Annotated in this window: 16 protein-coding genes; 12 read left to right on the forward strand and 4 right to left on the reverse strand. The window is 36.4% G+C overall.

The genetic code is table 11. From position 1 onward, the window contains the following. Window positions 1-2 precede the first annotated feature (2 nt). From asnB to KUI_RS02075, 6 genes are all read left to right on the forward strand, one after another. The gene (gene asnB, locus KUI_RS02050) at window positions 3-1,886 is read left to right on the forward strand and encodes an asparagine synthase (glutamine-hydrolyzing) (RefSeq protein ID WP_014840192.1); all 1,884 of its coding nucleotides are present in this window, start codon (window positions 3-5) and stop codon (window positions 1,884-1,886) included. Next, window positions 1,883-3,118: a glycosyltransferase gene (locus KUI_RS02055; RefSeq protein WP_013522176.1), complete on the forward strand. Its 1,236-nt coding sequence runs from the start codon at window positions 1,883-1,885 to the stop codon at window positions 3,116-3,118. The genes asnB and KUI_RS02055 overlap by 4 nt, the downstream gene beginning before the upstream one ends. Before the next feature lie 5 nt (window positions 3,119-3,123). Continuing rightward, a complete protein-coding gene (gene wecB, locus KUI_RS02060; protein ID WP_013522177.1) occupies window positions 3,124-4,185 on the forward strand; it encodes a non-hydrolyzing UDP-N-acetylglucosamine 2-epimerase in 1,062 nt (353 codons plus the stop codon). Window positions 4,186-4,191: 6 nt separating this feature from the next. Beyond that, window positions 4,192-5,355, forward strand: coding sequence for a DegT/DnrJ/EryC1/StrS family aminotransferase (locus tag KUI_RS02065; protein ID WP_013522178.1), 1,164 nt, complete (start codon window positions 4,192-4,194; stop codon window positions 5,353-5,355). Next, entirely contained in the window at window positions 5,356-5,952 is a 597-nt protein-coding gene (locus KUI_RS02070; RefSeq protein WP_014840193.1) for a sugar transferase, read from the forward strand. 350 nt (window positions 5,953-6,302) lie between these two features. Next, the gene (locus KUI_RS02075; RefSeq protein WP_014840194.1) at window positions 6,303-7,613 is read left to right on the forward strand and encodes a lipopolysaccharide biosynthesis protein; all 1,311 of its coding nucleotides are present in this window, start codon (window positions 6,303-6,305) and stop codon (window positions 7,611-7,613) included. Between the two features lie 74 nt (window positions 7,614-7,687). Here KUI_RS02075 and KUI_RS02080 read toward each other — a convergent pair whose 3' ends face one another. After that, on the reverse strand, window positions 7,688-8,980 hold the full coding sequence (locus KUI_RS02080; protein ID WP_014840195.1) for a polysaccharide deacetylase family protein: 1,293 nt from the start codon (window positions 8,978-8,980) through the stop codon (window positions 7,688-7,690). Between the two features lie 2 nt (window positions 8,981-8,982). Next, window positions 8,983-10,824 carry an acyltransferase family protein gene (locus KUI_RS02085; RefSeq protein ID WP_014840196.1) on the reverse strand — a complete coding sequence of 614 codons (1,842 nt, stop codon included), beginning with the start codon at window positions 10,822-10,824 and terminating at the stop codon, window positions 8,983-8,985. A gap of 91 nt (window positions 10,825-10,915) precedes the next feature. Between KUI_RS02085 and KUI_RS02090 the strand changes: the two genes are divergently transcribed. Next, on the forward strand, window positions 10,916-12,760 hold the full coding sequence (locus KUI_RS02090) for a polysaccharide biosynthesis protein (RefSeq protein WP_014840197.1): 1,845 nt from the start codon (window positions 10,916-10,918) through the stop codon (window positions 12,758-12,760). A 90-nt stretch (window positions 12,761-12,850) separates the two neighbouring features. Here the strand turns inward: KUI_RS02090 and KUI_RS02095 are convergent, their stop codons facing one another. Both KUI_RS02095 and KUI_RS02100 read right to left on the reverse strand, forming a co-directional pair. After that, on the reverse strand, window positions 12,851-15,061 hold the full coding sequence (locus KUI_RS02095) for an NADP-dependent isocitrate dehydrogenase (protein WP_014840198.1): 2,211 nt from the start codon (window positions 15,059-15,061) through the stop codon (window positions 12,851-12,853). 174 nt (window positions 15,062-15,235) lie between these two features. Beyond that, the gene (locus tag KUI_RS02100) at window positions 15,236-15,529 is read right to left on the reverse strand and encodes an SWIB/MDM2 domain-containing protein (protein ID WP_013522185.1); all 294 of its coding nucleotides are present in this window, start codon (window positions 15,527-15,529) and stop codon (window positions 15,236-15,238) included. A 65-nt stretch (window positions 15,530-15,594) separates the two neighbouring features. Between KUI_RS02100 and pyrC the strand changes: the two genes are divergently transcribed. From pyrC to KUI_RS02125, 5 genes are all read left to right on the forward strand, one after another. Beyond that, window positions 15,595-16,656 (forward strand): dihydroorotase, encoded by a 1,062-nt coding sequence (pyrC, locus tag KUI_RS02105; RefSeq protein WP_013522186.1) that lies wholly within the window; start codon window positions 15,595-15,597, stop codon window positions 16,654-16,656. Continuing rightward, window positions 16,649-17,335 (forward strand): O-methyltransferase, encoded by a 687-nt coding sequence (locus tag KUI_RS02110; RefSeq protein ID WP_014840199.1) that lies wholly within the window; start codon window positions 16,649-16,651, stop codon window positions 17,333-17,335. Before pyrC ends, KUI_RS02110 begins: the two co-directional genes overlap by 8 nt. A gap of 30 nt (window positions 17,336-17,365) precedes the next feature. Continuing rightward, window positions 17,366-18,892, forward strand: coding sequence for a fumarate hydratase (locus KUI_RS02115; RefSeq protein ID WP_014840200.1), 1,527 nt, complete (start codon window positions 17,366-17,368; stop codon window positions 18,890-18,892). 103 nt (window positions 18,893-18,995) lie between these two features. Beyond that, a complete protein-coding gene (locus KUI_RS02120; protein ID WP_014840201.1) occupies window positions 18,996-20,594 on the forward strand; it encodes an ABC transporter substrate-binding protein in 1,599 nt (532 codons plus the stop codon). A gap of 20 nt (window positions 20,595-20,614) precedes the next feature. Then, the gene (locus tag KUI_RS02125) at window positions 20,615-22,216 is read left to right on the forward strand and encodes an ABC transporter substrate-binding protein (RefSeq protein ID WP_013522190.1); all 1,602 of its coding nucleotides are present in this window, start codon (window positions 20,615-20,617) and stop codon (window positions 22,214-22,216) included. The last annotated feature ends 70 nt before the right edge of the window (window positions 22,217-22,286 follow it).

Here is a 22,286-nt window from a genome sequence, read left to right on the forward strand (position 1 = left end):
ACATGTGTGGAATTTTAGGCTGGAAAAGCAAGAATACTAAGATTGACAAACAACTAATTAGAAATATGGCTGAAACCATCGCTCATAGGGGTCCAGATGGTGAGGGGTTTTATTATTCAGAAGATTCCAGCTTATGTCTTGCTCATAAAAGACTAGCAATTATTGACCCCCAAAATGGACAACAACCAATGAGTACTCATGACAATGATTTGGTTGTTACCTTTAATGGAGCAATATATAACTATATTGAACTTAGGCGTGAACTTATAAATCTCGGTTATCCTTTAAAAAGTTATAGTGATACCGAAGTACTTCTGTATGCTTATAAAGAATGGGGAATTAGATGCCTTGATAAATTCAATGGTATGTTTGCGTTTGTCATTCATGATAAAAAAAATCGCAAGCTATTCGGAGCTAGAGATAGATTGGGGGAAAAGCCTCTTTACTACTTTAAGGACAAAAATAATTTTATTTTTGCTTCTGAAATAAAAGCCATTCTTGCTTCAAAATTAGTCTCACCTGAACTCAATTATTATAGCCTTCACGAGTATTTAACTTTTCAATATTATCTAGAAGATAATACGTTGTTTAATAATATTTTTAAGATTAAACCTGGACACTATTTTTGTTTGAATGAGGATAGTTTTCAACTGGAAATTAATGAGTATTGGGACATAATCCATACCAAAATTCAAGAAGAACATTCTGAAGATTTCTATGTAGATAATCTTAAAGCATTAATTAACGATTCTATAAGTATGAGGTTAAGGGCAGATGTTCCTTTGGGTAGCCACTTAAGTGGTGGAATTGATTCCTCCGCAGTAGCTGCAATGAATGCTCTTAGATTGGGGGAAAGTTTTAAGCTTAAAACTTTCACTGGAAGGTTTTTGGAAGGAGCCGATTACGACGAAACTAAATATGCAAAAGAAGTATCTGAGCTCATCCATAGTGAATACAACGAAATTATCATTAAAGATTCAGATTTTCTTGAACACATCGATGACATAATTTGGTATATGGATGAACCTCAAGCTGGACCTGGCGTTTTTTCTCAATACATGGTTGCCAAGTACGCAAGTAAAAAAGTTAAAGTAGTTCTTGGAGGGCAAGGTGGAGATGAAACATTCTTGGGCTATACAAGATATTTCTTGGCTTATTACGAAAAAATGCTTAAAAGAAATATAGAATCTAAGGGAGATTATTATCAGAGGGTTTTAAACTCTATGACACCTAATCTTTACCAGCTCAATGGATATCAACCACTGATGCAAGATTTCTTTGCTAAAGGGTTGTTCGGTAGTGATTCTAAAAGATACTTCCGTCTAAGTGATAGATTCTCATCTAATGAATCTATTTTCTCAAAGGAATTCTTGGTATCAGGGTATGACTTGTTTGAAAAATTTGACAAAATTTTCTCTAAATATGATACCTCTATTGCTAACAAAATGAGTTATTTCGATATGAAGACGTTCTTGCCTTCTTTATTGCATGTTGAGGATAGAACTAGCATGGTGAATGGTATAGAATCCAGAGTTCCACTGTTGGATCATAGAATAATTGAGTTTGCTGCTACAGTTCCCGTTCATATTAAATTTAAGGATGGTATTAATAAATATTTACCAAAACGAATTTTTAAAAATATTATCCCTGATAGCATTATCGAAAGAAAGGATAAAAAAGGATTTCCTACTCCAACAAATCTTTGGTTTAAAACAAGCCTAAATAAATGGGTTAAAGATTTACTCTCAGATAGAAGAACAATTGAAAGAGGGTTATATCAAAAGGATGAGTTACTTAAATTAATTGATGGAAGTAGTCAATTTGGAAGGTCTCTATGGGGGGTCATTAATCTTGAACTATGGCATAGGAAGTTTATAGACAAATGAAAAAAATTTTAATAATTACCTATGATTCTCCTAACATTGATAGAAGAATATATTTAATCTCTGATAGTCTGGAAAAATCAGGTTACGACGTAAATATCCTTACTCCATATGCGAATGTAGAGGAAGGCTATGAGCACATAAAAGTTATAAATTTAATTGAGAAAAATCCTTTTAACACGGTAAGTTCGCCAGTCTTTATTAAGGATATATTAAGAAAATATTTACCAAATAAATTATTTAACTTTATCAAATCTCTTTATAGATCTTTGTTTACGAGTGATGGTTATATACCATATTTGGAGGAAATGAAAAATAAAGCAACTAGTATCAAAGCAGACATATATGTTGCAGTAGACCTTATAACACTTCCTATTGTTGAATCATGCATAGATAAAAATGGAGGTTCTTTTGTTTACGATGCTCACGAATTCTTTCTTGGTCAGAAAATTCTTACTGAAAAACAAAAAGAGTGTCTTGGAAAATTGGAAACAGACATATTTCCTAAAGTAGATTTATTGATTACCGTAAATGAAGACATTCGTAACTTATTTTTCGAGAGATACGGTCAAGTTGAAAGTGAAATCATTTTGAATGCTACTAAGGATTGTTTAAATGAAAAAAAATATTTGCACGATCTTATTGGAGTTTCGAGGGATGTACCTTTAATACTTTATCAAGGAGGTTTCATAGGAAACAGAAAACTTGAAAATCTAGTGAATATGGCTACTCACTTAGAAAATTCGTTATTAGTAATGTTGGGCTGGGGCGATTTAGAGTCTAAATTAAGAAAACTTGCTTCTGATTTAAATGTTTTGAATAAAAAAGTATTCTTTATTCCAAAGATTTCTCAAAAGGAACTCATCTCCTATACTTCTTCAGCGAAAATTGGAATTATTCCTTATGAACCCTGTGATTTAAATACAAAATTCTGTACCCCAAATAAATTGTTTGAATTTATTTGTGCTGGAATACCAATTGCCTATAATTCAAAATTAGTTACCGTTGATCGGATAATCAAACAATATTCTATAGGCATTCAAATAGATATAAATGACCCTAAGGGTTCAGCTCAAATTCTTGATAATCTTTTAGTACAGAGTAAGCTCTATAATAGCCTTGAAGTTAATGTCAGTAAGGCTAATCAAGTAGTTAATTGGGAGAATGAAGAAAAAAAATTACTTCATGTCTTTCGTAATCTTAAACCCAAGAATAATTCTATTACTCCACAATAATTCAAATGAATATACTTACTGTTATTGGTGCAAGACCGCAATTTATTAAGGCTTCTGTTGTTTCCAAAGCTTTGAAAGAAGTAGGATTGAATGAAATTCTTTTACATACTGGTCAGCATTATGATCACAATATGTCTGAAGTATTTTTCAATCAGTTAGGCATACCTAAACCACATTATAAATTGGATATAAATGGTTGTTCCCACGGAGAAATGACAGGTCGTATGCTTTCTGAAATCGAAAAAATACTTCTTAGTGAGAAACCTGATCGAGTTCTAGTATATGGTGATACTAATTCCACCTTAGCTGGTGCTTTGGCTGCTGCAAAGCTTCATATACCCGTAGATCATATAGAGGCAGGTCTTAGAAGTTTCAACAAAAAAATGCCTGAAGAAATAAATAGAATACTTACAGATCAAATTAGTGATATTTTGTTTTGTCCGACTGATACAGCCGTGGATAATCTAAAGTCTGAGGGTTTTTTAAATAGAGATAGCAAAATTTATAATGTTGGTGATGTTATGTGTGATTCAGTTAAGTACTTTTCTGAATTATCTTCTGTACCTGTAATAAGTAATATTCAATCAAATTACATTCTTTGTACAATACATAGGGCTGAAAATACCGATGACCCACAACGACTTACGTCCATTATAAATGCCTTAAATTACATCAATAGGGACATAGCTCCAGTTTTACTTGCACTTCATCCAAGAACTAAAAAGATTATTGGTGAGCTTGGGCTAGAAGTAAGTCTTAATGTTATTGATCCTGTTGGATACTTGGAAATGTTGTCTTTAATCAAGTCAAGTAACCTTGTGATTACCGATAGTGGAGGTTTACAGAAGGAAGCATACATCTTAGGTAAATTTTGCGTTACTTTGCGTGACCAAACTGAGTGGGTTGAACTACTGAAAAATAATGTGAATAAATTAGCTGGAGCCGATTACAATCTGATTATAGATCTTGTAAAAGAAAACTTTGGTAATGAAGTTGATACTTCCCTCGCTCTTTATGGTAGTGGAAATGCTTCAAAAGAAATAGCCAAAATTTTACACTCACTTTAGTTTACTATGTTATCTGAAACTGATTTAATACCATTTGCCATACCAGATATAGGCGATGAAGAAATAGAAGAGGTGATTGATTCGCTGAAGTCTGGATGGATAACTACAGGACCCAAAGCAAAAAAATTTGAAGAGGACTTTTCTGATTTCTTAGGTTGTGGTGTAAGTTCGGTTTCAGTTAACTCAGCAACATCAGGTTTGCATTTGGGGTTAGAAGCATTAGGAGTAGGTCCTGGTGATGAAGTTCTTTTACCCACTTATACATTTACTTCTACTGCAGAAGTAGTGAGGTATTTGGGGGCTACACCAATATTTGTTGATTCTGATCCTAAAACATTTAATATAAGCCTAAAAGATCTTGAGCGTAAGATAAATGCCAAATCTAAAGCTATTATTCCAGTACATTTCGCAGGACAAGCTGCTGATATGGATGGTGTGCTAACCATTGCTAGAGATAATAATTTAAAAGTAGTGGAAGATGCAGCTCATGCATTTCCAACAAAATATAAGGGTAAATTAGTTGGAACTTTAGATTCAGATGTTACTGTCTTTAGCTTCTATGCAAATAAAACCATGACTACGGCTGAGGGTGGTATGTTGGTTTCTAAAAATCCTGATATTATTTCTAGAGCTAAAGTGATGCGATTACATGGGATTAGTCGCGATGCATTTGACAGATATACAAATACCAAAGCTAGTTGGTTTTATGAGGTGATTGCCCCTGGATTTAAATACAATATGCCAGACATTAATGCGGCCATTGGAATACATCAACTTAAGAAGATAAATTGTTTTTATAAGAAAAGAGTTGAATTGGCTAATAATTATTTTAATGAACTCTCAGGGCTACCTATTGAACTTCCAAGTGTTCCTGTTCAGACAGATAGTAATCATGCATTTCATTTATTTCCGATATTGATTAATAGAGATTCTAATATTTCTAGAGATGATTTCATATCTAGAATGTCTGAAATGGGTATAGGATGTTCAGTTCACTTTATTCCTCTACATAGACATCCAGTGTGGAGAGATATGTATGGGTTAATTCCAAGTGACTTTTCTATTGCTGAGGATCTCTACTCTAGGGAAGTTTCTATACCTTTATATACTAAGATGACCTTTAGCCAACAAATGAGAGTTATAGATTCAATTAAATCTATATTTCGTTAAATGTTTAAAAGAATTTTTGACATTCTAATAAGCTCTCTTGGACTAATTATCCTTTCTCCATTGTTCTTATTGATATCGGTATGGATCAAATTCGATTCAAAGGGACCTATTATATTTAGACAAACTAGAGTAGGGTTAAAGGGTAAGGAATTTAGGATTCATAAATTTCGCACTATGATTGCAGACGCTTCAAAACTTGGCGGTAGCATAACTATAGGTTCAGATAAAAGAATAACGCATGTAGGTAAATTTCTAAGAAAATATAAACTAGATGAATTACCACAGCTAATAGACGTATTTCTTGGAAATATGAGTTTAGTAGGACCGAGACCAGAAGTTCCAGAGTTTATGAATAAGTATCCCGATGGAATAAGAGAAAAAATTTTATCAGTAAGACCTGGTATAACAGATTTAGCGTCTATTGAAATGATTGATGAAAATGAGGTTTTATCAAGTTACGATGACCCTCAAAAGGCCTACGTAGAATTCATAATGCCCTTAAAAGCTAATTACTATATCAAGTATGCCGAAAGCCATACATTATTTGGAGATATAGGGATAGTTATTAAAACTATAGCTAAGATTTTATTTAGGTAGTGAAATCGTCAATTGGAATTAAGTCTTCTACTCATTACATCCTATAATCATAAATAAATCTATTTTTTTGGATGCAAAATTAATCCCAAAGTAACGTGGCATATCGTTGTGTTTATAAATTCCGACATAGCGTGTGTGATATTATATTCATCTGATTTTGCTACTTTTCTAAGTAAAATCGAAGACGTCATAATTATTTTCAAAGATAATTCATTTACTGTGTTGTTGAATTAAATTTTGCAATATTTTTAACTGCATAGTTTTGTTAACTTCCTAATTAAAATATGGCGAAATATTAAGTCAAATTCCAGTTGCCGTATTAACTGGCAATTACTAAAGATTAAATTTAAATGAGTCTAAATAAAAATGTGGTCGTATTGATGACTGGGACGATAATAGCTCAGCTAATCCCTGCTTTAATGAGTCCATTCATTACAAGACTATATACTCCTTCTGATTTTGGAATTTATGTTTTTTATTTTTCTGTAGTATCTGTATTAGGTCATGTTGTGTCAGGCCGTTATGAAGAGTATATCCCATTGCCTTCAAGTGATAGGCGTGCTACTCTTTTGACTATTCTACCTTTATTTATATCTACGCTAATTACAATCTTTATAGCAATCTTGGCCACTATTGTGTATCTATTTTCACCAAAATTAATTGGTAACGTAAATTACACTTTTTTAGATGTTTTTTTCATAGGATTAGGTACAGTTTTTGTGGCTTATAACCAAGTAATGACGTACTGGGTGATTCGAAAGTTAAGGTATAAACTTATTAGTAAGTGCAAGGTTACTCAGTCAGTCACCAATATTGGATTTTCGTTAGGACTAGGACTGTTTTTTAAAAGCATAGGGCTTGTATTAGCTGACATAATATCAAGGTTTTTGGTATTTATTATTTTTTTAAAAAGCTTTTTAAACAATGAGGATAGTGTTTATTTAAGAAAGAAAAATTTTAAATTTAAATTATGCCTATTACTTAGGTCAGCAGTAAACTTCAAAAGATATCCTCTATATATAGTTCCTGCAGCACTGTTTTACAAAATCGCAACACAACTACCTCTTTTAATCATAGCCTCTTCATATTCTTCAGTTCTAGCAGGGCTTATGATGATGTCTCAAAGAGTTATTCTTGGACCCTTAGGTGTTATAACTTCATCATTCTCGCAAGCATTGCTAAAACCTATGGCAGATCAAATGAGACAAACTGGAAATTGTTGGAATTTATTTAGCAGAACTTTTATATTGCTTGCTTTATCTCCATTGCCATTTGTAATTATCGGTTTTTATATTATTGATGATCTGGTCCCTTTTTTGTTTGGTGATGGTTGGGAGGGGCTTTCTGATGTGATTGTAATATTTGTTCCTTATTTTTATTTGTTCATAATATCTGGGACTTTAAATATCATAATCGTCGCTGCTGGAAGGCAGAAGATTAATTTGACTTTGCAGGCAAGCTTATTCTTTTTGATAGTTTTAGCGTTTGTTATATCTAACTTAATGAATTACGAAGGTAAAGACCTGTTAATTGTTTTATCTATTGCCTACAGTATTCACTATTTTATTACTCTTATTATTTCTGGTTTATTAGCTGCAGGAAAATTGCATTATTTTGGTGCATATAAAAGAAACTTCAAACCTTCTAATGAAGAAGACTAATTTAATTTGTAATACATATAATCGATTTTTAGCTCTGTTTACGAGGCTGTAAATAATTTAGATTTAAAAATCAATTACAGTTTCGTAGCGAATAATATTTTTTCTTGTGTTCTAAGCCTATTATTGTGAATCAAAACATTTAACTTCCCGCCCACAAGCTTAGAATATCCAGCCACCTTCGTAAAATTACTTTTTGCATTTTCATCGCAAACATTTAAATCCATCACATGCAACGCACGTAATCTTAAAGAAAAAATTTCACCGCCCACAACATCAAAAGCAGGGTATTCAAAAGCAGTTCCACACTTAAATCCAACATGCCGTAAATAACCTAATGAACAATCGTAATCTAATCCTGCAGAAGCAATTTCTTGCAGAGTTCTAGGTTGCTTCCACCGCAAATAGTGCGTTCTGCCACCCCAAACATTTTGCTTAATACCCAGCTCGTCGCAAACTTTTCGAAGTAGCTTAAATTCGCCCCTTATGGCTCCTGTAATGTCTGTCGCTTTGTAACTTGCATGTAGGCCTATCTCATGACCACGATTATGTATATGCTTAAGCAACGTCCTAATTTTTGGATTGTCTATTTTATATGTAGCATCGTATATGCTTTGCCCTCCACAAATAAAGTAAAAGGCACTTTTAATTCCAAGTTTCTCCGATTGATCCATTAAAAAATCATAAGTATTAAATGGATCGCCCACAGTTAATTCACTACTTGACCGAGGATTGCGACGGATAAATTCTCTAAAACTAAAACCTCCATTCGCAACCGCAATAGCGTATGATTTAGCAAAATTACGCCAATTTATATAATCATATTTACTTGCTAGGTCTACATCATGACTTAAAAATAATTTAAACTCATGCCGACTTAATTGTGCGTCATTCCAAGTTCTTGATATGATTTGCCCCAATAAATCTAACCACTCATCGACGATAGGTCTTAGATAATAATTATTTCTCACAGCATGGCAGTTCTCGTCTTTGAATCTTCCGTGTCTGTCTCGTGGCACATCGCCAATTTCCTCAAGCCGATTTAGTATCCAAAAAATTAAGCCGAGGATATCGTAGTTGATATAGGTAGTATCTTCAGAAACTTCATACAAGCTCTGTGGCAATGCCAAAGATGACGGCATAGGAAGTTGATTATCGATAACCCCAACCATTGCATCGCAAGAAGGATCCCAATAATTAAGGGGTAGGTCGTTGGCCAGCCCAAATTTTCTAAATGTATGGTCAAGGTTTCTGAATATAATTTTTTTTGGACTTCCCTCAAGACGCATCTCAATGTTATCGATGCGGTCAATCAATTTTAGATGTATACCGAATCGTTCATAGAGAATAATCTCAAGCCACTTAAGCATATTTACCTTTTTAGATATTTCAAAATATCTTTTTCAAAAAACTTGCCATATTCAAAGCTACCATATTCGTTTAAATGGTTGCCATCAAAAATAATAAGTTTTCCGTTATAAAGTGGAGCCTTTTCAAATAACTTACTTTTGCTTAAGTCGATTATGTGTATATTTGGGCTACCAATATTTTTTACTAACTCAATAAGTTTTTTATTAGCTTCTTCATTATTATTATGAAACTTCGTTCTAGACTCTAATCTTAAGTTGAAAAATCTATCAACTCTTTCTGTATTGGATTTAAAGAATGGTGTTTGAGTAAAAATAATAATTTTTTTATCTTTTGAGTGATCTCTTAGAAAATTATCAAGTGCTTTGTAAGTGGTGTCCTCAAGCTGATAAGTCCATTTTCCTGCAATAATCAAAGTATCGATTCCATAGAAATTATTTGACTCGACTAAATTAATTTTATTTGTGCATTCTTCTCTAGAGTATTCAGGTATTTTTTCAACATTAAAGTTTTTGATTGGTAAGCAATTACTTGAAGTTAGAATTTTGAAAGACATTCCATTTCTTTTACCTAGAGAATCAAAAGCGATATTTAACTGAGCAGCATGTGAGTCACCGATTACTAATGCGATTGGTGGCTGAGACAGATCACCCTTTATGCAATCACCAACAATTCCAGCATGACATATCGTATCAGGATCGGCATATCTTCTAAGCTCAATCGGCAGTGGCTTAACCAGTGTGTTATTAAATTTCTTACCTAGAATACTTAGGATACCGATGAGCACACTTAATAAAATTAAAAGGTAAATAAAAAGATATTTTTGTGATTTAAACTTTCTAAATGGCTGTTCAATAATATGGAAGGACAGTATGCTTAACCCGATAGATAAACCGAAGTAAAGTTGAATAAGACCGCTAGTTAGTTCATAGTTAGAAGATATGTATCTGATAAAGGCTAAAACCGACCAGTGCCATAAATATAAAGAGTACGATATATCTCCTACATAACTTAAAGCTCTAACTGGAAGATTTTTACTTAATCCTATATTTGCCCAGATAATCAAACCTGTGCTCAAGCAGGGCACTAGCATCCATAAACCTGGAATTGAACTTTCTTTAATATAAAAGAATGACCAAATAACTACTGCCAACCCTGTAATAACAAGCACGATACGTAAACTTCGATTGAATTTACATGCGGATGCTAGAGCGATACCAACTCCAATTAAAAACTCAGGAATTCTTGAATACAAATAAAAATATCTATTTGTGGTTTGGTATTCAATAAAAACAACCAACCCTATAAAAAGCAAACTCAAAACCCATTTGCTACGATATATACCTGCGATAAGTAATACAGCTGGAAGTAGTAGGTAGAATTTCATTTCTACCGATAGTGACCATGTGTGAAGAAGTGGTAGTTCGGTAGATTGTGGAGCGAAGTAATCTCCAAAATTTTGAAAGAATACGTTGCTATTAAAGTACAAAGCTTTTTTCAAACTACGACGAAAAAAGCCGAAATCAGTTTCTGTAAAAACAATTAGTGCAGTAACTGAAACCACAAGTAGAACGAAGTAGTAGGCAGGCAATATCCTCTTAGCTCTACTCAACATAAAGTCTCTGAAGAGCCTTAATTTCTCCTTCCAACCTAGAGGTGAAGCTAGTTGAGTAGACTGAATACGATGTAATAAACTTTGGGTGACTACAAAACCAGAGATTGTGAAAAATATATCAACCCCTAAAAATCCAGCGGGCAATAAATCCCGATCCATATGAAATAGCATAACTGCTACAACGGCGATAGCCCTAAGAATTTGAATGTCGTAACGGATTTTCTTGGTCATTTTTTGAGGTTAAATTTAAACGTATAATTATAAATTTATCTTTAGTAAAATCGTAATATTTGTTATTTATTGCATTTAATCAAGAATCCTTATGGGTCTAAATTTAAGATTACGTTCGTTAGTAATTACAAGTTTCGATATGTTCGCAGTTGTTGTAGCTTGGGTTATGGCATATGCTCTGCGTTTTAACTTTGATTATCGAATGATTGAATTGTATGATCCATTTTCATATCTTTTAGTTCTACTTTTAGTCGTTCATTTCTTTGCTTGTAGGTTTTTGAGGTTGCATAGAGGAATATGGGTATTTGCTACCTTACGCGATATATACAGGACTATTCAAGTTGCGGGTATTTCACTTCTTACCCTTCTTTTATACAGGGCACTTGTTTATCACGAATCTTCCTTAATACCTAGATCAATTTATATTCTGTACCCGCTGTTATTGGTTTGTATTATGGGAGGTGCTAGATTTTTATGGAGAGCTGTAAACGATCGCAGAAACTTTTTTGCCCCTCAAAGCAATGCAAAGCCAGTAATTATTTTGGGAGCTGGAGATGCTGGTTTGCTTTTGATGCGAGAGCTTGATCGCTCTAATCAATGGAAGGTAGTTGCTTTTCTTGATGATGATCCTAGAAAACATGGTCTTGAAGTTAACGGAAGAAGAGTTATTGGTAATACCTCAGAACTTGCTAAGCCATTGAGAGATTACGGAGTAAAACATGTCATCATTGCTATGCCTTATGCGGCAAGGGAGGTTTTGCATAAAGTAACTACTATTGCATTAGCAGAAGGTGCTGGCATATACACAGTGCCGAATTTAGAGGATTTAATGAGTGGGCGCGTATCCATAAATGCAATGCGTCCTGTAAATATTGAGGATTTGCTAGGACGTGATACTGTTCAATTGGATACAAATAATATCTCTGAATTAATACAGAATAAAACTATATTGGTAACTGGTGCTGGAGGATCTATAGGGAGTGAACTTTGCCGTCAAATTTTTAAATATAATCCGAAAAGCATAGTACTTGTTGAAATTTCTGAATTCGCTTTATATGAAATCCATCAATGGTTTTCATCTAAGAACACAGCCGTAAGAGTAATCCCTCTCACTGCCGACGTCAAAAATACATCACGCATGAGAGAAATTATTAGTAATTACAAGCCAGACATAATATTTCACGCAGCTGCATATAAACATGTGCCTTTAATGGAAGTTTATAACGCATGGGAAGCGGTTCGTAATAATAGTTTTGGTACATATAATGTCGCTAAAATTGCAGTTGAAAATGGTGTTAAAAATTTCATTCTGATATCCACCGATAAAGCTGTAAATCCTACAAATGTGATGGGTGCTTCAAAACGCCTTGCCGAGATGCTGCTTGAGCGTATGCAGACATTTCACGGTGATACTACTACTTTTAATATGGTTCGTTTTGGCAATGTCCTTGGATCCACTGGAAGTGTTATTCCAAAATTTAAATCTCAAATAGAGAAGGGCGGACCTGTAACTGTAACCCATCCTGAAATTACTCGTTACTTTATGTCTATTCCTGAAGCGGCACAGCTTGTTATTCAGGCTGCATCAATGGGTAGAGGCGGTGAAATATTTGTACTTGATATGGGCGAACCAGTTAAGATTGTGGATTTAGCTAAAAATATGATTAAGTTGTCGGGTTATTCAGAGGATGAAATTTCAATTGAGTTTACTGGATTGAGACCTGGCGAAAAATTATATGAAGAACTTATGGCTGATGAGGAAAATACATCATCCACAACGCACGGAAAATTACGCATTGCCCGCCCTGCACCTACTAAAGAGGGTTTAATTAAGGCTTTTGAACAATGGGTGTCAGAAAGTGATGTGAGAACTGATGCGGAAGTTCGTACACAATTACAAGTTTGGATACCTGAGTATAAGCCAGCTAATAATTAAGGTCGTCCAAATAGAACGACCCCAACAACTAGATAATGATGCCACCCATGCGACCGTCCAAATAGAACGGCCATATCTTAATCTAAAGACTTAAATCGCATCCACGATTGCATTAAATGTTTTAGATGGACGCATTGCCCAAGTTGTTTTATCGCTATCGGGTTTATAGTAGCCACCGATATCCTGAGCTTTACCTTGAGCATCGATTAACTCTTTATTAATCGCCTCCTCAGCAGAACTCAATTTGGATGCCACTTCACTAAATTTGGAAGCGAGCTCCTTATCCTCCTCTTGCGAAGCTAAAGCCTGTGCCCAATACATAGCTAGATAGAAGTGAGAGCCACGATTATCAATAGTTCCAAGCTTGCGACCAGGTGAACGGTTGTTATTGAGAAACTGAGCATTTGCCTCGTCTAGGGCATCCGCAAGAATTCCCGCACGCTTATTGTTATCCACATTTGCAATATGCTCTAGAGATGCTTGAAGTGCTAAAAATTCTCCTAGAGAATCCCAACGCAAATAACCTTCTTCTATAAACTGCTCGATGTGTTTTGGAGCAGACCCACCAGCACCAGTTTCAAATAAGCCACCACCATTCATCAGTGGCACGATCGAAAGCATCTTAGCGGATGTGCCAAGCTCAAGAATGGGGAATAAATCAGTTAAATAGTCTCGAAGAACATTACCAGTAGCGGAAATGGTGTCCTCGCCTTTGCGTACGCGCTCAAGAGTAAATTCCATAGCCTTCACGGGATTTAGTACATCGATATGCAATCCGTTTGTGTCGTGCTCAGCTAAATATTTACGCACTTTGGCAATAATTTCGCGGTCATGTGCACGGGCTTCGTCTAACCAAAACACAACAGGTGTATCAGATAAGCGAGCACGATTTACAGCCAATTTTACCCAGTCGCGGATAGGTGCATCCTTAGTCTGACACATGCGATAAATATCACCCGCATGCACTTGCTGCTCGAGCAATACGCAACCATCAGAGGTAACAGCTTGTATCATACCATCTTCAGAAGCTTGAAAAGTTTTATCATGAGAGCCATATTCTTCTGCTTTCTTAGCCATTAATCCAACGTTAGGTACAGAACCCATTGTGGTTGGATCAAAAGCACCATTACGTTTGCAATCTTCAATCACAACGTTGTAAAGTTCAGCATAACTGCGGTCTGGAAGCAATGCAAAAGTATCTTGCAACTCTCCATTTTTATTCCACATTTTTCCAGAACTACGGATCATCGCAGGCATAGAAGCATCGACGATTACATCGCTTGGGACATGTAGGTTTGTTATACCTTTGTCTGAATTTACCATTGCAATATCAGGTCCAGCAGACACAGCCGCATCGATGGCTTCTTTGATTTCATCCTCTTTAGCATGACCAGAAATTTGCTCATACAGCATACCTAAACCATTATTTGGATTTATGCCAAGCTCTTCGAACACGTCTGCAAAACGCTTAAACACATCTGCAAAATAAACTTCAACAATTGCCCCAAAAATAATAGGATCTGAAACCTTCATCATGGTTGCTTTAAGATGAGCAGAGAAAAGTACACCCTCGCGAGCTGCTTGCTCTTTTGCATCACGCACGAAAGCTTTTAACGCTTCCATACTCATAACAGAAGAATCTAAAACCTCTCCAGCCTCAAGTGAAGCAACGGGACGTAATTCAGTACGTGTGCCATCAGCCCCAACAAAAACAATGGCAAAATCACTAGCACCTTCAAGAGTTACAGATTTTTCAGATTCAAAGAAATCTCCTTTATTCATGTGCAATACACGAGTCTTAGAATTTGAATCCCAAACGCCCATAGAGTGTGGATTTTTACGTGCATAATTTTTGACCGCTTTAGGAGCACGGCGATCAGAGTTCCCTTCACGAAGAACAGGATTTACAGCGGAACCTAGCACCTTAGCGTATAAAGCCTTAACTTTTTTCTCTTCATCATTCTGAGGGTCGGCTGGATAATCGGGAATGGCAAATCCTTGTTTCTGTAGTTCTGCAATAGCTTCATTTAATTGAGGGATAGATGCAGAGATGTTTGGTAATTTAATGATATTTGCTTCTGGCTTTGTTGCAAGCTCTCCAAGTTCAGCAAGTGCATTAGGAACACGTTGATCATCATTTAAATAATCGCCCATAACCGCAAGAATACGTCCTGCTAGCGAAATGTCTTTGGTTTCAACTTCTATGTCTGCAACTGAAGTAAATGCCTTAACAATAGGAAGAAATGAATGCGTAGCCAGCATTGGGGCTTCATCTGTGAATGTGTAAGAGATTGTAGTCATGATTAGAATTTTGTTGAAATGAATAGCCGTATTTTACACCCCGTAAATTAAGATTCGTTGCTAATTATGGTTCGTAGCTATCATAAAGCCTCAAGCAAACTCCCATATAAATGCCCATAAAAAAAGTCTCAAATCCAGAATGGTCCAGATCCGAGACTTTTTGGAGCAAATCAATTATTTCAAATGAGCACTGATTAGTTTAGTCATCTCAAACATGTTAACTTGATCTTTACCGAAGATTGGGCGAAGTTTGTCGTCTGCATTAATGTTACGGCGATTGTTCGCATCTTGAAGATCTTTAGATTTGATGTACTCCCAAACTTTTTTAGTAACTTCAGTACGTGGCAATGGTTTATCGCCCACAACCGCAGCAAGCTCTTTGCTTGGTGTTAATGGTTTCATAAATGCAGAGTTTACTTTTTTAGGAGCTGATTTTTCAGAAGATTTTGCTTTAGTTTTAGTGGTCATTTTGAATTCCCTACTTAAAATAGTGTTTAGATTAAAAATAATTCTATATTGAGTTTATATTAAAAATGCAGGAAATCGCAAAAACATTAAAAATTATTCGTCCAGATGACTGGCATCTACATCTGCGTGATGGTGAATTGTTAAGAGCTGTATTGCCCCATACTTCCCGTCAATTCGCCCGTGCCATCGTGATGCCAAACCTTCAGCCACCTATTACAACAGTTGCTTTGGCTCATGACTACAAGCAAAGGATTTTGAGGGTTGATGAAACATTTCGTCCACTTATGACCATTTATCTGACTGATAATACCCCTGTATCTGAAGTGATTGCTGCAAAAGAATCTGGAGACGTATATGCATTTAAACTTTATCCTGCAGGTGCGACGACTAATTCTGATGCAGGTGTTACTGATTTACTTGCAAATTGCAAGCACGTGCTTGAGAAAATGCAGGAATTGGGTTTGCCACTGCTTGTACATGGTGAAGTGACTGATCCAGATGTTGATATCTTTGATAGGGAAGCGATTTTTATCGATAGAAAGTTGATACCGTTACGAAAAGCATTTCCAGCATTAAAAATTGTGTTTGAACATATCACTACCTGCGAAGGTGCCCAGTACGTGCGGGATTCCGAAGATGGGATAGCTGCTACTATTACACCGCAGCATCTTTTATATAATCGCAATTCAATTTTTGTGGGTGGGGTGCGGCCGCACTATTATTGCCTTCCGATTTTGAAACGTGAGAAACATCGCATGGCCCTTATGGAAGCTGCTACGAGTGGCAATGCACGCTTTTTCCTCGGTACTGATTCCGCTCCACATTATAAAGATCGTAAGGAGTCGTCATGTGGATGTGCGGGTTGTTATAGTGCATATCATGCCATGGAGTTGTATGCAACTGCGTTTGAAAGTGCGAATGCATTGGATATGTTAGAGGGATTTGCAAGTATACACGGACCTAGTTTTTATGGATTACCCGTTAATTCGGATTATATTGAGCTTGAAAAGGTCATAAATACTGATTATGCTCAGACTATACCTCAAGTGATTGAAGTTGAAAAACAAAAGATTGTTCCATTGGGGGCGGGTGAAACTTTACTTTGGAGGGTGGCACATAATGCGTAGTCGTATTATGGAATCAGAGCTCCCCGATCAAGTTGATGAGCTTATATTTGAGAAATTGCATGGCGAAACTGATGATTTGAAGATGAGTGCAATACTTGATTTTCATAAGTCACTTGGTTTGCCAGGTATAAATGTTCCTCCTAACCACGGTAAGTTTTTGAACTTTTTGATTCGTATTTCTGGTGCACGTAGGGTGCTTGAAATTGGAACATTGGCTGGATATAGCACAGTTTGGATGGCGTTAGCATTGCCAACCAAAGGGCAAATTGTGACACTTGATTTTGATCCTAATTTTATAGAGATAGCACATCAAACCTTTGAAATGGCAGGTGTGACTGATAAGGTGCGTTTAATTGAAGGTCGGGCAATGGATTCACTTAAGAACATGAAAAGTGGTGAAGTTGAACCTTTTGATTTTGTATTTATCGATGCGGATAAGGAACATAATGCAGATTATCTTGAGTTGTGTATGCCTTTGCTACGTAAGGGGGCGATAGTAGTGGCAGATAATATGGTGCGTGACGGAAAGGTAGTCAACGGCACGGATAATGCTCCTAATATTCGTGGTATAAGAAGGTTTATTCAAATGCTTCACGATGACTCACGATTAGATTCAACTTTGCTACAAACCATTGGGCAAAAAGGGTGGGATGGCTTTGCGATTACCCTAGTTAAATAGCTATAATATAGGGCTATTCAGGAGTTTTTTATGTCCACAATCATCAAAGAAGCGGATCTTATACAGTCGATTGAAGATGCAATTCAATTTATAAGCTACTATCACCCACAGGATTATCTGCAGCATCTTGCACGTGCGTATGAGCGCGAAGAAAGTCCAGCTGCAAAAGATGCTATTGCCCAGATTCTTACTAATTCACGTATGTGTGCTGAAGGGCATAGACCGATATGTCAGGATACGGGAATCGTGAACGTATTTATGAAAGTTGGGATGGATGTGCGTTTTGAGCTTAAGGGTACATTGCAAGAGGCTTGCGATGAGGGTGTACGACGTGGCTATCTAAACCCAGAAAATAAATTGCGTTTATCGGTTTTGGATGATCCGATTTTTGAGCGTAAAAATACTAAGGATAATACTCCCTGTATATTGCACGTAGAGCTAGTACCAGGTTCTACTGTGGATGTGCAAGTTGCTGCTAAGGGTGGTGGCTCTGAAAATAAATCTAAGTTTGCCATGTTAAATCCTAGTGATGATATTGTGGATTGGGTTTTACGCACTGTTCCTACCATGGGTGCAGGTTGGTGTCCTCCTGGGATGTTGGGTATTGGAGTTGGTGGCACAGCAGAGAGGGCTATGCTTATGGCTAAGCAGGCTCTTATGGAAGATATCGATATGTACGAACTTCTCGCTCGAGGTCCGCAAAATAAACTTGAAGAACTTCGCATTGAGTTATACGAAAAGGTTAATGCTCTCGGTATCGGTGCTCAAGGATTAGGGGGCTTGACCACAGTTCTTGATATAAAAATCAGGACATTTCCAACCCATGCTGCTTCTAAGCCTATTGCCATGATACCTAATTGTGCAGCGACTAGGCACGTTCATTTTGTATTGGATGGTTCAGGGGTGGCAGAGTTGCCAGTACCATCGTTAGATTTATGGCCAGATGTAGAGTGGGCTCCTGACTATAACAAATCTAAGCAAGTGAATTTAGATGAGTTAACTCGTGAGGAGATTGCTAGCTGGAAGCCTGGTCAGACATTGCTTCTTTCAGGTAAGATGCTCACTGGACGCGATGCCGCACATAAGCGAATTCAGGATATGCTAGCAAAAGGCGAGACATTGCCAGTTAACTTTGAGGGCAGAGTAATTTATTACGTTGGTCCTGTAGATCCTGTACGAGATGAGGCGGTCGGTCCTGCGGGTCCTACGACTTCCACACGTATGGATAAATTTACCGAAACCATGCTTAGCAAAACAGGTTTGCTTGCGATGATCGGAAAAGCAGAACGTGGTCCTGTAGCTATTGAAAGTATTAAAAATCACAAATCTGCTTATTTAATTGCTGTCGGAGGGGCTGCTTATCTTGTATCTAAAGCGGTCAGAAGTGCTAGGGTTGTTGGTTTTGAAGATCTTGGCATGGAGGCTATATATGAATTTGAAGTTAAGGATATGCCAGTAACCGTCGCAGTTGATTCTAATGGTGACTCAGTTCATACTTCAGGACCTAAGATGTGGGCTCTTAATATAGAAAAGATTGCTAAAGGTCAAAATAAGTAGTCTTAATTAAGGGTTTTTCATAGTTACACTTGTAACCTCTTTATTTAAAATTAAAACACTAAGCCACATAGACTTAGTGTTTTTTTATTTAATGAGGTGCCATATGAAAAATTTTAGTAAGTCGTTTTTAGTTTGTGTCTTAGCGATGAGTTCCTTTGGTGCCCATTCTGCAGGAAAAACACTAATTTATTGCTCTGAGGGTAGTCCTGCAGGGTTTGATGGAGCACAGTACTCGGCTGGTACTGATTTCGATGCTTCCTCTAATAATGTTTTTAATGGTCTGCTTATGTTTCCACGAGGTGAGACTAAGGCTGTCCCAGCTTTAGCTGAAAGTTATGAAGTTTCTGAAGATGGGCTGATTTACACCTTTAAATTGCGTAAAGGAGTTAAGTGGCATACGACTAGCTACTTTACGCCTACACGTGAATTTAATGCAGATGATGTTGTATTCACTTTTGACCGATTAAGTAATAAAGAAAACCCATTTAACAAAGCCTATAAAGTAGATTTTCCATACTATACAGATATGGCTTTAGATAAAATCATCAAATCCGTAGAAAAAGTAGATGATTACACAATTAAATTAACCGTTAATAGGCCTGATGCTACATTGATCCAAACTTTGGCTATGCCTATAGTTGCAATTTATTCTAAAGAATACGCAGATAAGCTATTAGCTGACGGAAAAGCAGAGATGATTAACCAAGCTCCAGTTGGGACTGGTCCATTTGTTTTCCAGAGATACCAAAAAGACTCTCAAATTCGTTATAAAGCTAATAAAGAGTATTGGAATAAGGACGATATGCCGTTAGTGGATAATTTAATATTTTCTATTACAAAGGATCCTTCTGTAAGAGCTCAGAAACTTTATGCAGGTGAGTGCCAAATCATTGCCCAACCACTTCCAGCAGACGTCGATAAAATGAAAGCCGATTCTAATCTAAAAGTTCTATCTCAACCTGGATTTAATGTGGGATATTTAGCTTATAACTCAGAGAAAAAGCCTCTTAATGATGTAAGAGTGCGTAAGGCTTTGGATATGTCCATTAATAAGGAAGAAATACTTAAATCCGTTTTCCAAGGTCAGGGTGAGTTAGTTTCAAATTTAATGCCAGTTTCTCAATGGAGTTATAACGAAAAAATTAAAAACCGTCCATATGATGTGGAGGGAGCAAAAAAACTTTTAGCAGAAGCTGGTTATCCAAATGGATTTGAAATTGAGCTTTGGACATTGCCAGTATCACGCCCTTATAACCCAAATGGTCGTTTGATGGGTGAGCTTATACAATCAGATTGGTCTAAAATCGGGGTTAAGGTTTCACTTAAAACTTATGAGTGGGGTGAGTACTTAAAACGAGCTCAAGAAGGGGATCACCAAATCGTTATGTCAGGATGGACAGGGGATAATGGAGACCCTGATAACTGGCTAGGAAATCTATCATCATGTAGTGCCATAGGTGGAAGTAACTATTCCCGTCTATGTATCAAAGAGTACCAGACTCTTTTAGATGAAGCACGATCAGAGACTGATGTTGCTAAACGTACCGAGCTTTATAAAAAAGCTCAAGAGTTATTCTTTGAAAACGTCATAACAACTAATATAGCTACTTCAGTTATTAATGCACCTATGCGTAAAAATGTTGAAGGTTTCAAAATCAGCCCATTCGGTTCAACTCAATTTACCGGCGTGAGCTTAAAATAATTTTTTAATGGAGTTTACAAATGAAAAAAATCTCACAAAAATTTCTATTATCCTCGATGCTTATGGCATTTGCGGGTGTAGCTAGTGCTGCTGGAGGTACTTTAGTATATTGTTCTGAAGGTAGCCCAGCTGGTTTCGACACGCCTCAATACACTGCTGGAACGGATAATGATGCTTCAGGTCGTAATGTTTTTGATAGCCTATTGTCATTTCCTCGCGGTGAATCAAAATCAGGTCCTGGATTAGCTGAAAGTTATGAAGTTTCAGAAGATGGTCTTGTATACACATTCAAATTGCGTAAAGGAGTGAAGTGGCACTCAAATAATTTCTTTAAGCCTACACGTGAATTTAATGCAGACGACGTAGTATTTACCTTCGATCGCTTGGCAAATAAAGATAATTTCTTTAATAAAGCATACCCTGCATCATTCCCATACTACACAGATATGTCATTGGACAAAATCATTAAAACTGTAGAAAAAGTGGATGATTACACAGTTAAGATGACCCTTAATAAACCAGATGCTACTCTTACTCAGACACTTGCGATGGCATTTGCAGTTATTAACTCTAAAGAATATGCTGAGCAACTAGTTAAGCAAGGTAAACCAGAGCTTATCAACCAACAACCGATTGGTACAGGTCCTTTTGTTTTTGTTCGTTACCAAAAAGATGCACAAATCCGCTATAAAGCGAATAAAGACTATTGGGACAAAGACGATATGCCTTTAGTGGATAACCTAATCTTTGCTATTACAAAAGACCCATCAGTTCGTGCTCAAAAATTAAAAGCGGGTGAATGCCATATCATGTCTCAACCACTTCCAAATGATGTGGCAGAGATGAAAAAGAACGATAAATTAAAAGTTATGCAAAGCCCTGGTTTCAATGTTGGGTACATTGCTTATAACACAGAGAAAAAGCCATTTTCAGATCCTAAAGTTCGTATCGCATTAGATATGGCTCTTAATAAGAAATCAATTCTTGATGCTGTCTACGCAGACCAAGGTCAATTGGTTCCAAATCTTATGCCTGAAACTCAATGGTCATTTAACAAAGATGTTAAAGTTCGCGACTATGACGTTGAAGGTGCGAAAAAACTTCTTGCTGAAGCGGGCTATCCTGATGGTTTTGAGTTAACACTTTGGACATTGCCAGTTTCTCGTCCATATAATCCAAATGGTCGCTTGATGGGTGAGTTAGTTCAATCAGACTGGGCTAAAATTGGCGTTAAAGTTACTCTTAAAACTTATGAATGGGGTGAGTATCTAAAACGTGCTAAAAATGGTGAACACCAAGTGGTTATGGCTGGTTGGACAGGGGATAACGGGGACCCAGACAATTGGTTGGGTAATCTAGCTTCGTGTGATGCTGTAGGTGGTTCGAACTATGCACGCTTCTGCTATGCTGATTTCGATAAGCTAATCACAGAAGCTCGTTCTAATACTGATACTGCTAAACGTACTGAGTTATACCAAAAAGCTCAAGTGGTATTTCATGAGCAAACTCCTAGCTCAACTATCGCTACTTCTATCGTTAGTGTACCTATGAGTAAAAAAGTTGAAGGCTTCAAAATCAGTCCGTTTGGAGCTTTTGAGTTTAATGGTGTAAGTATTAAATAATAGAAATATCTAATATTATTTCTTATAAATTTGTATTAGTAGTTATACTTAGTTAGCCTCAAGGTGGATA

Origin of the sequence: Taylorella equigenitalis ATCC 35865 (assembly GCF_000276685.1) — a bacterium.
In the GTDB taxonomy this organism is placed as follows: Bacteria; Pseudomonadota; Gammaproteobacteria; order Burkholderiales; family Burkholderiaceae_B; genus Taylorella; species Taylorella equigenitalis.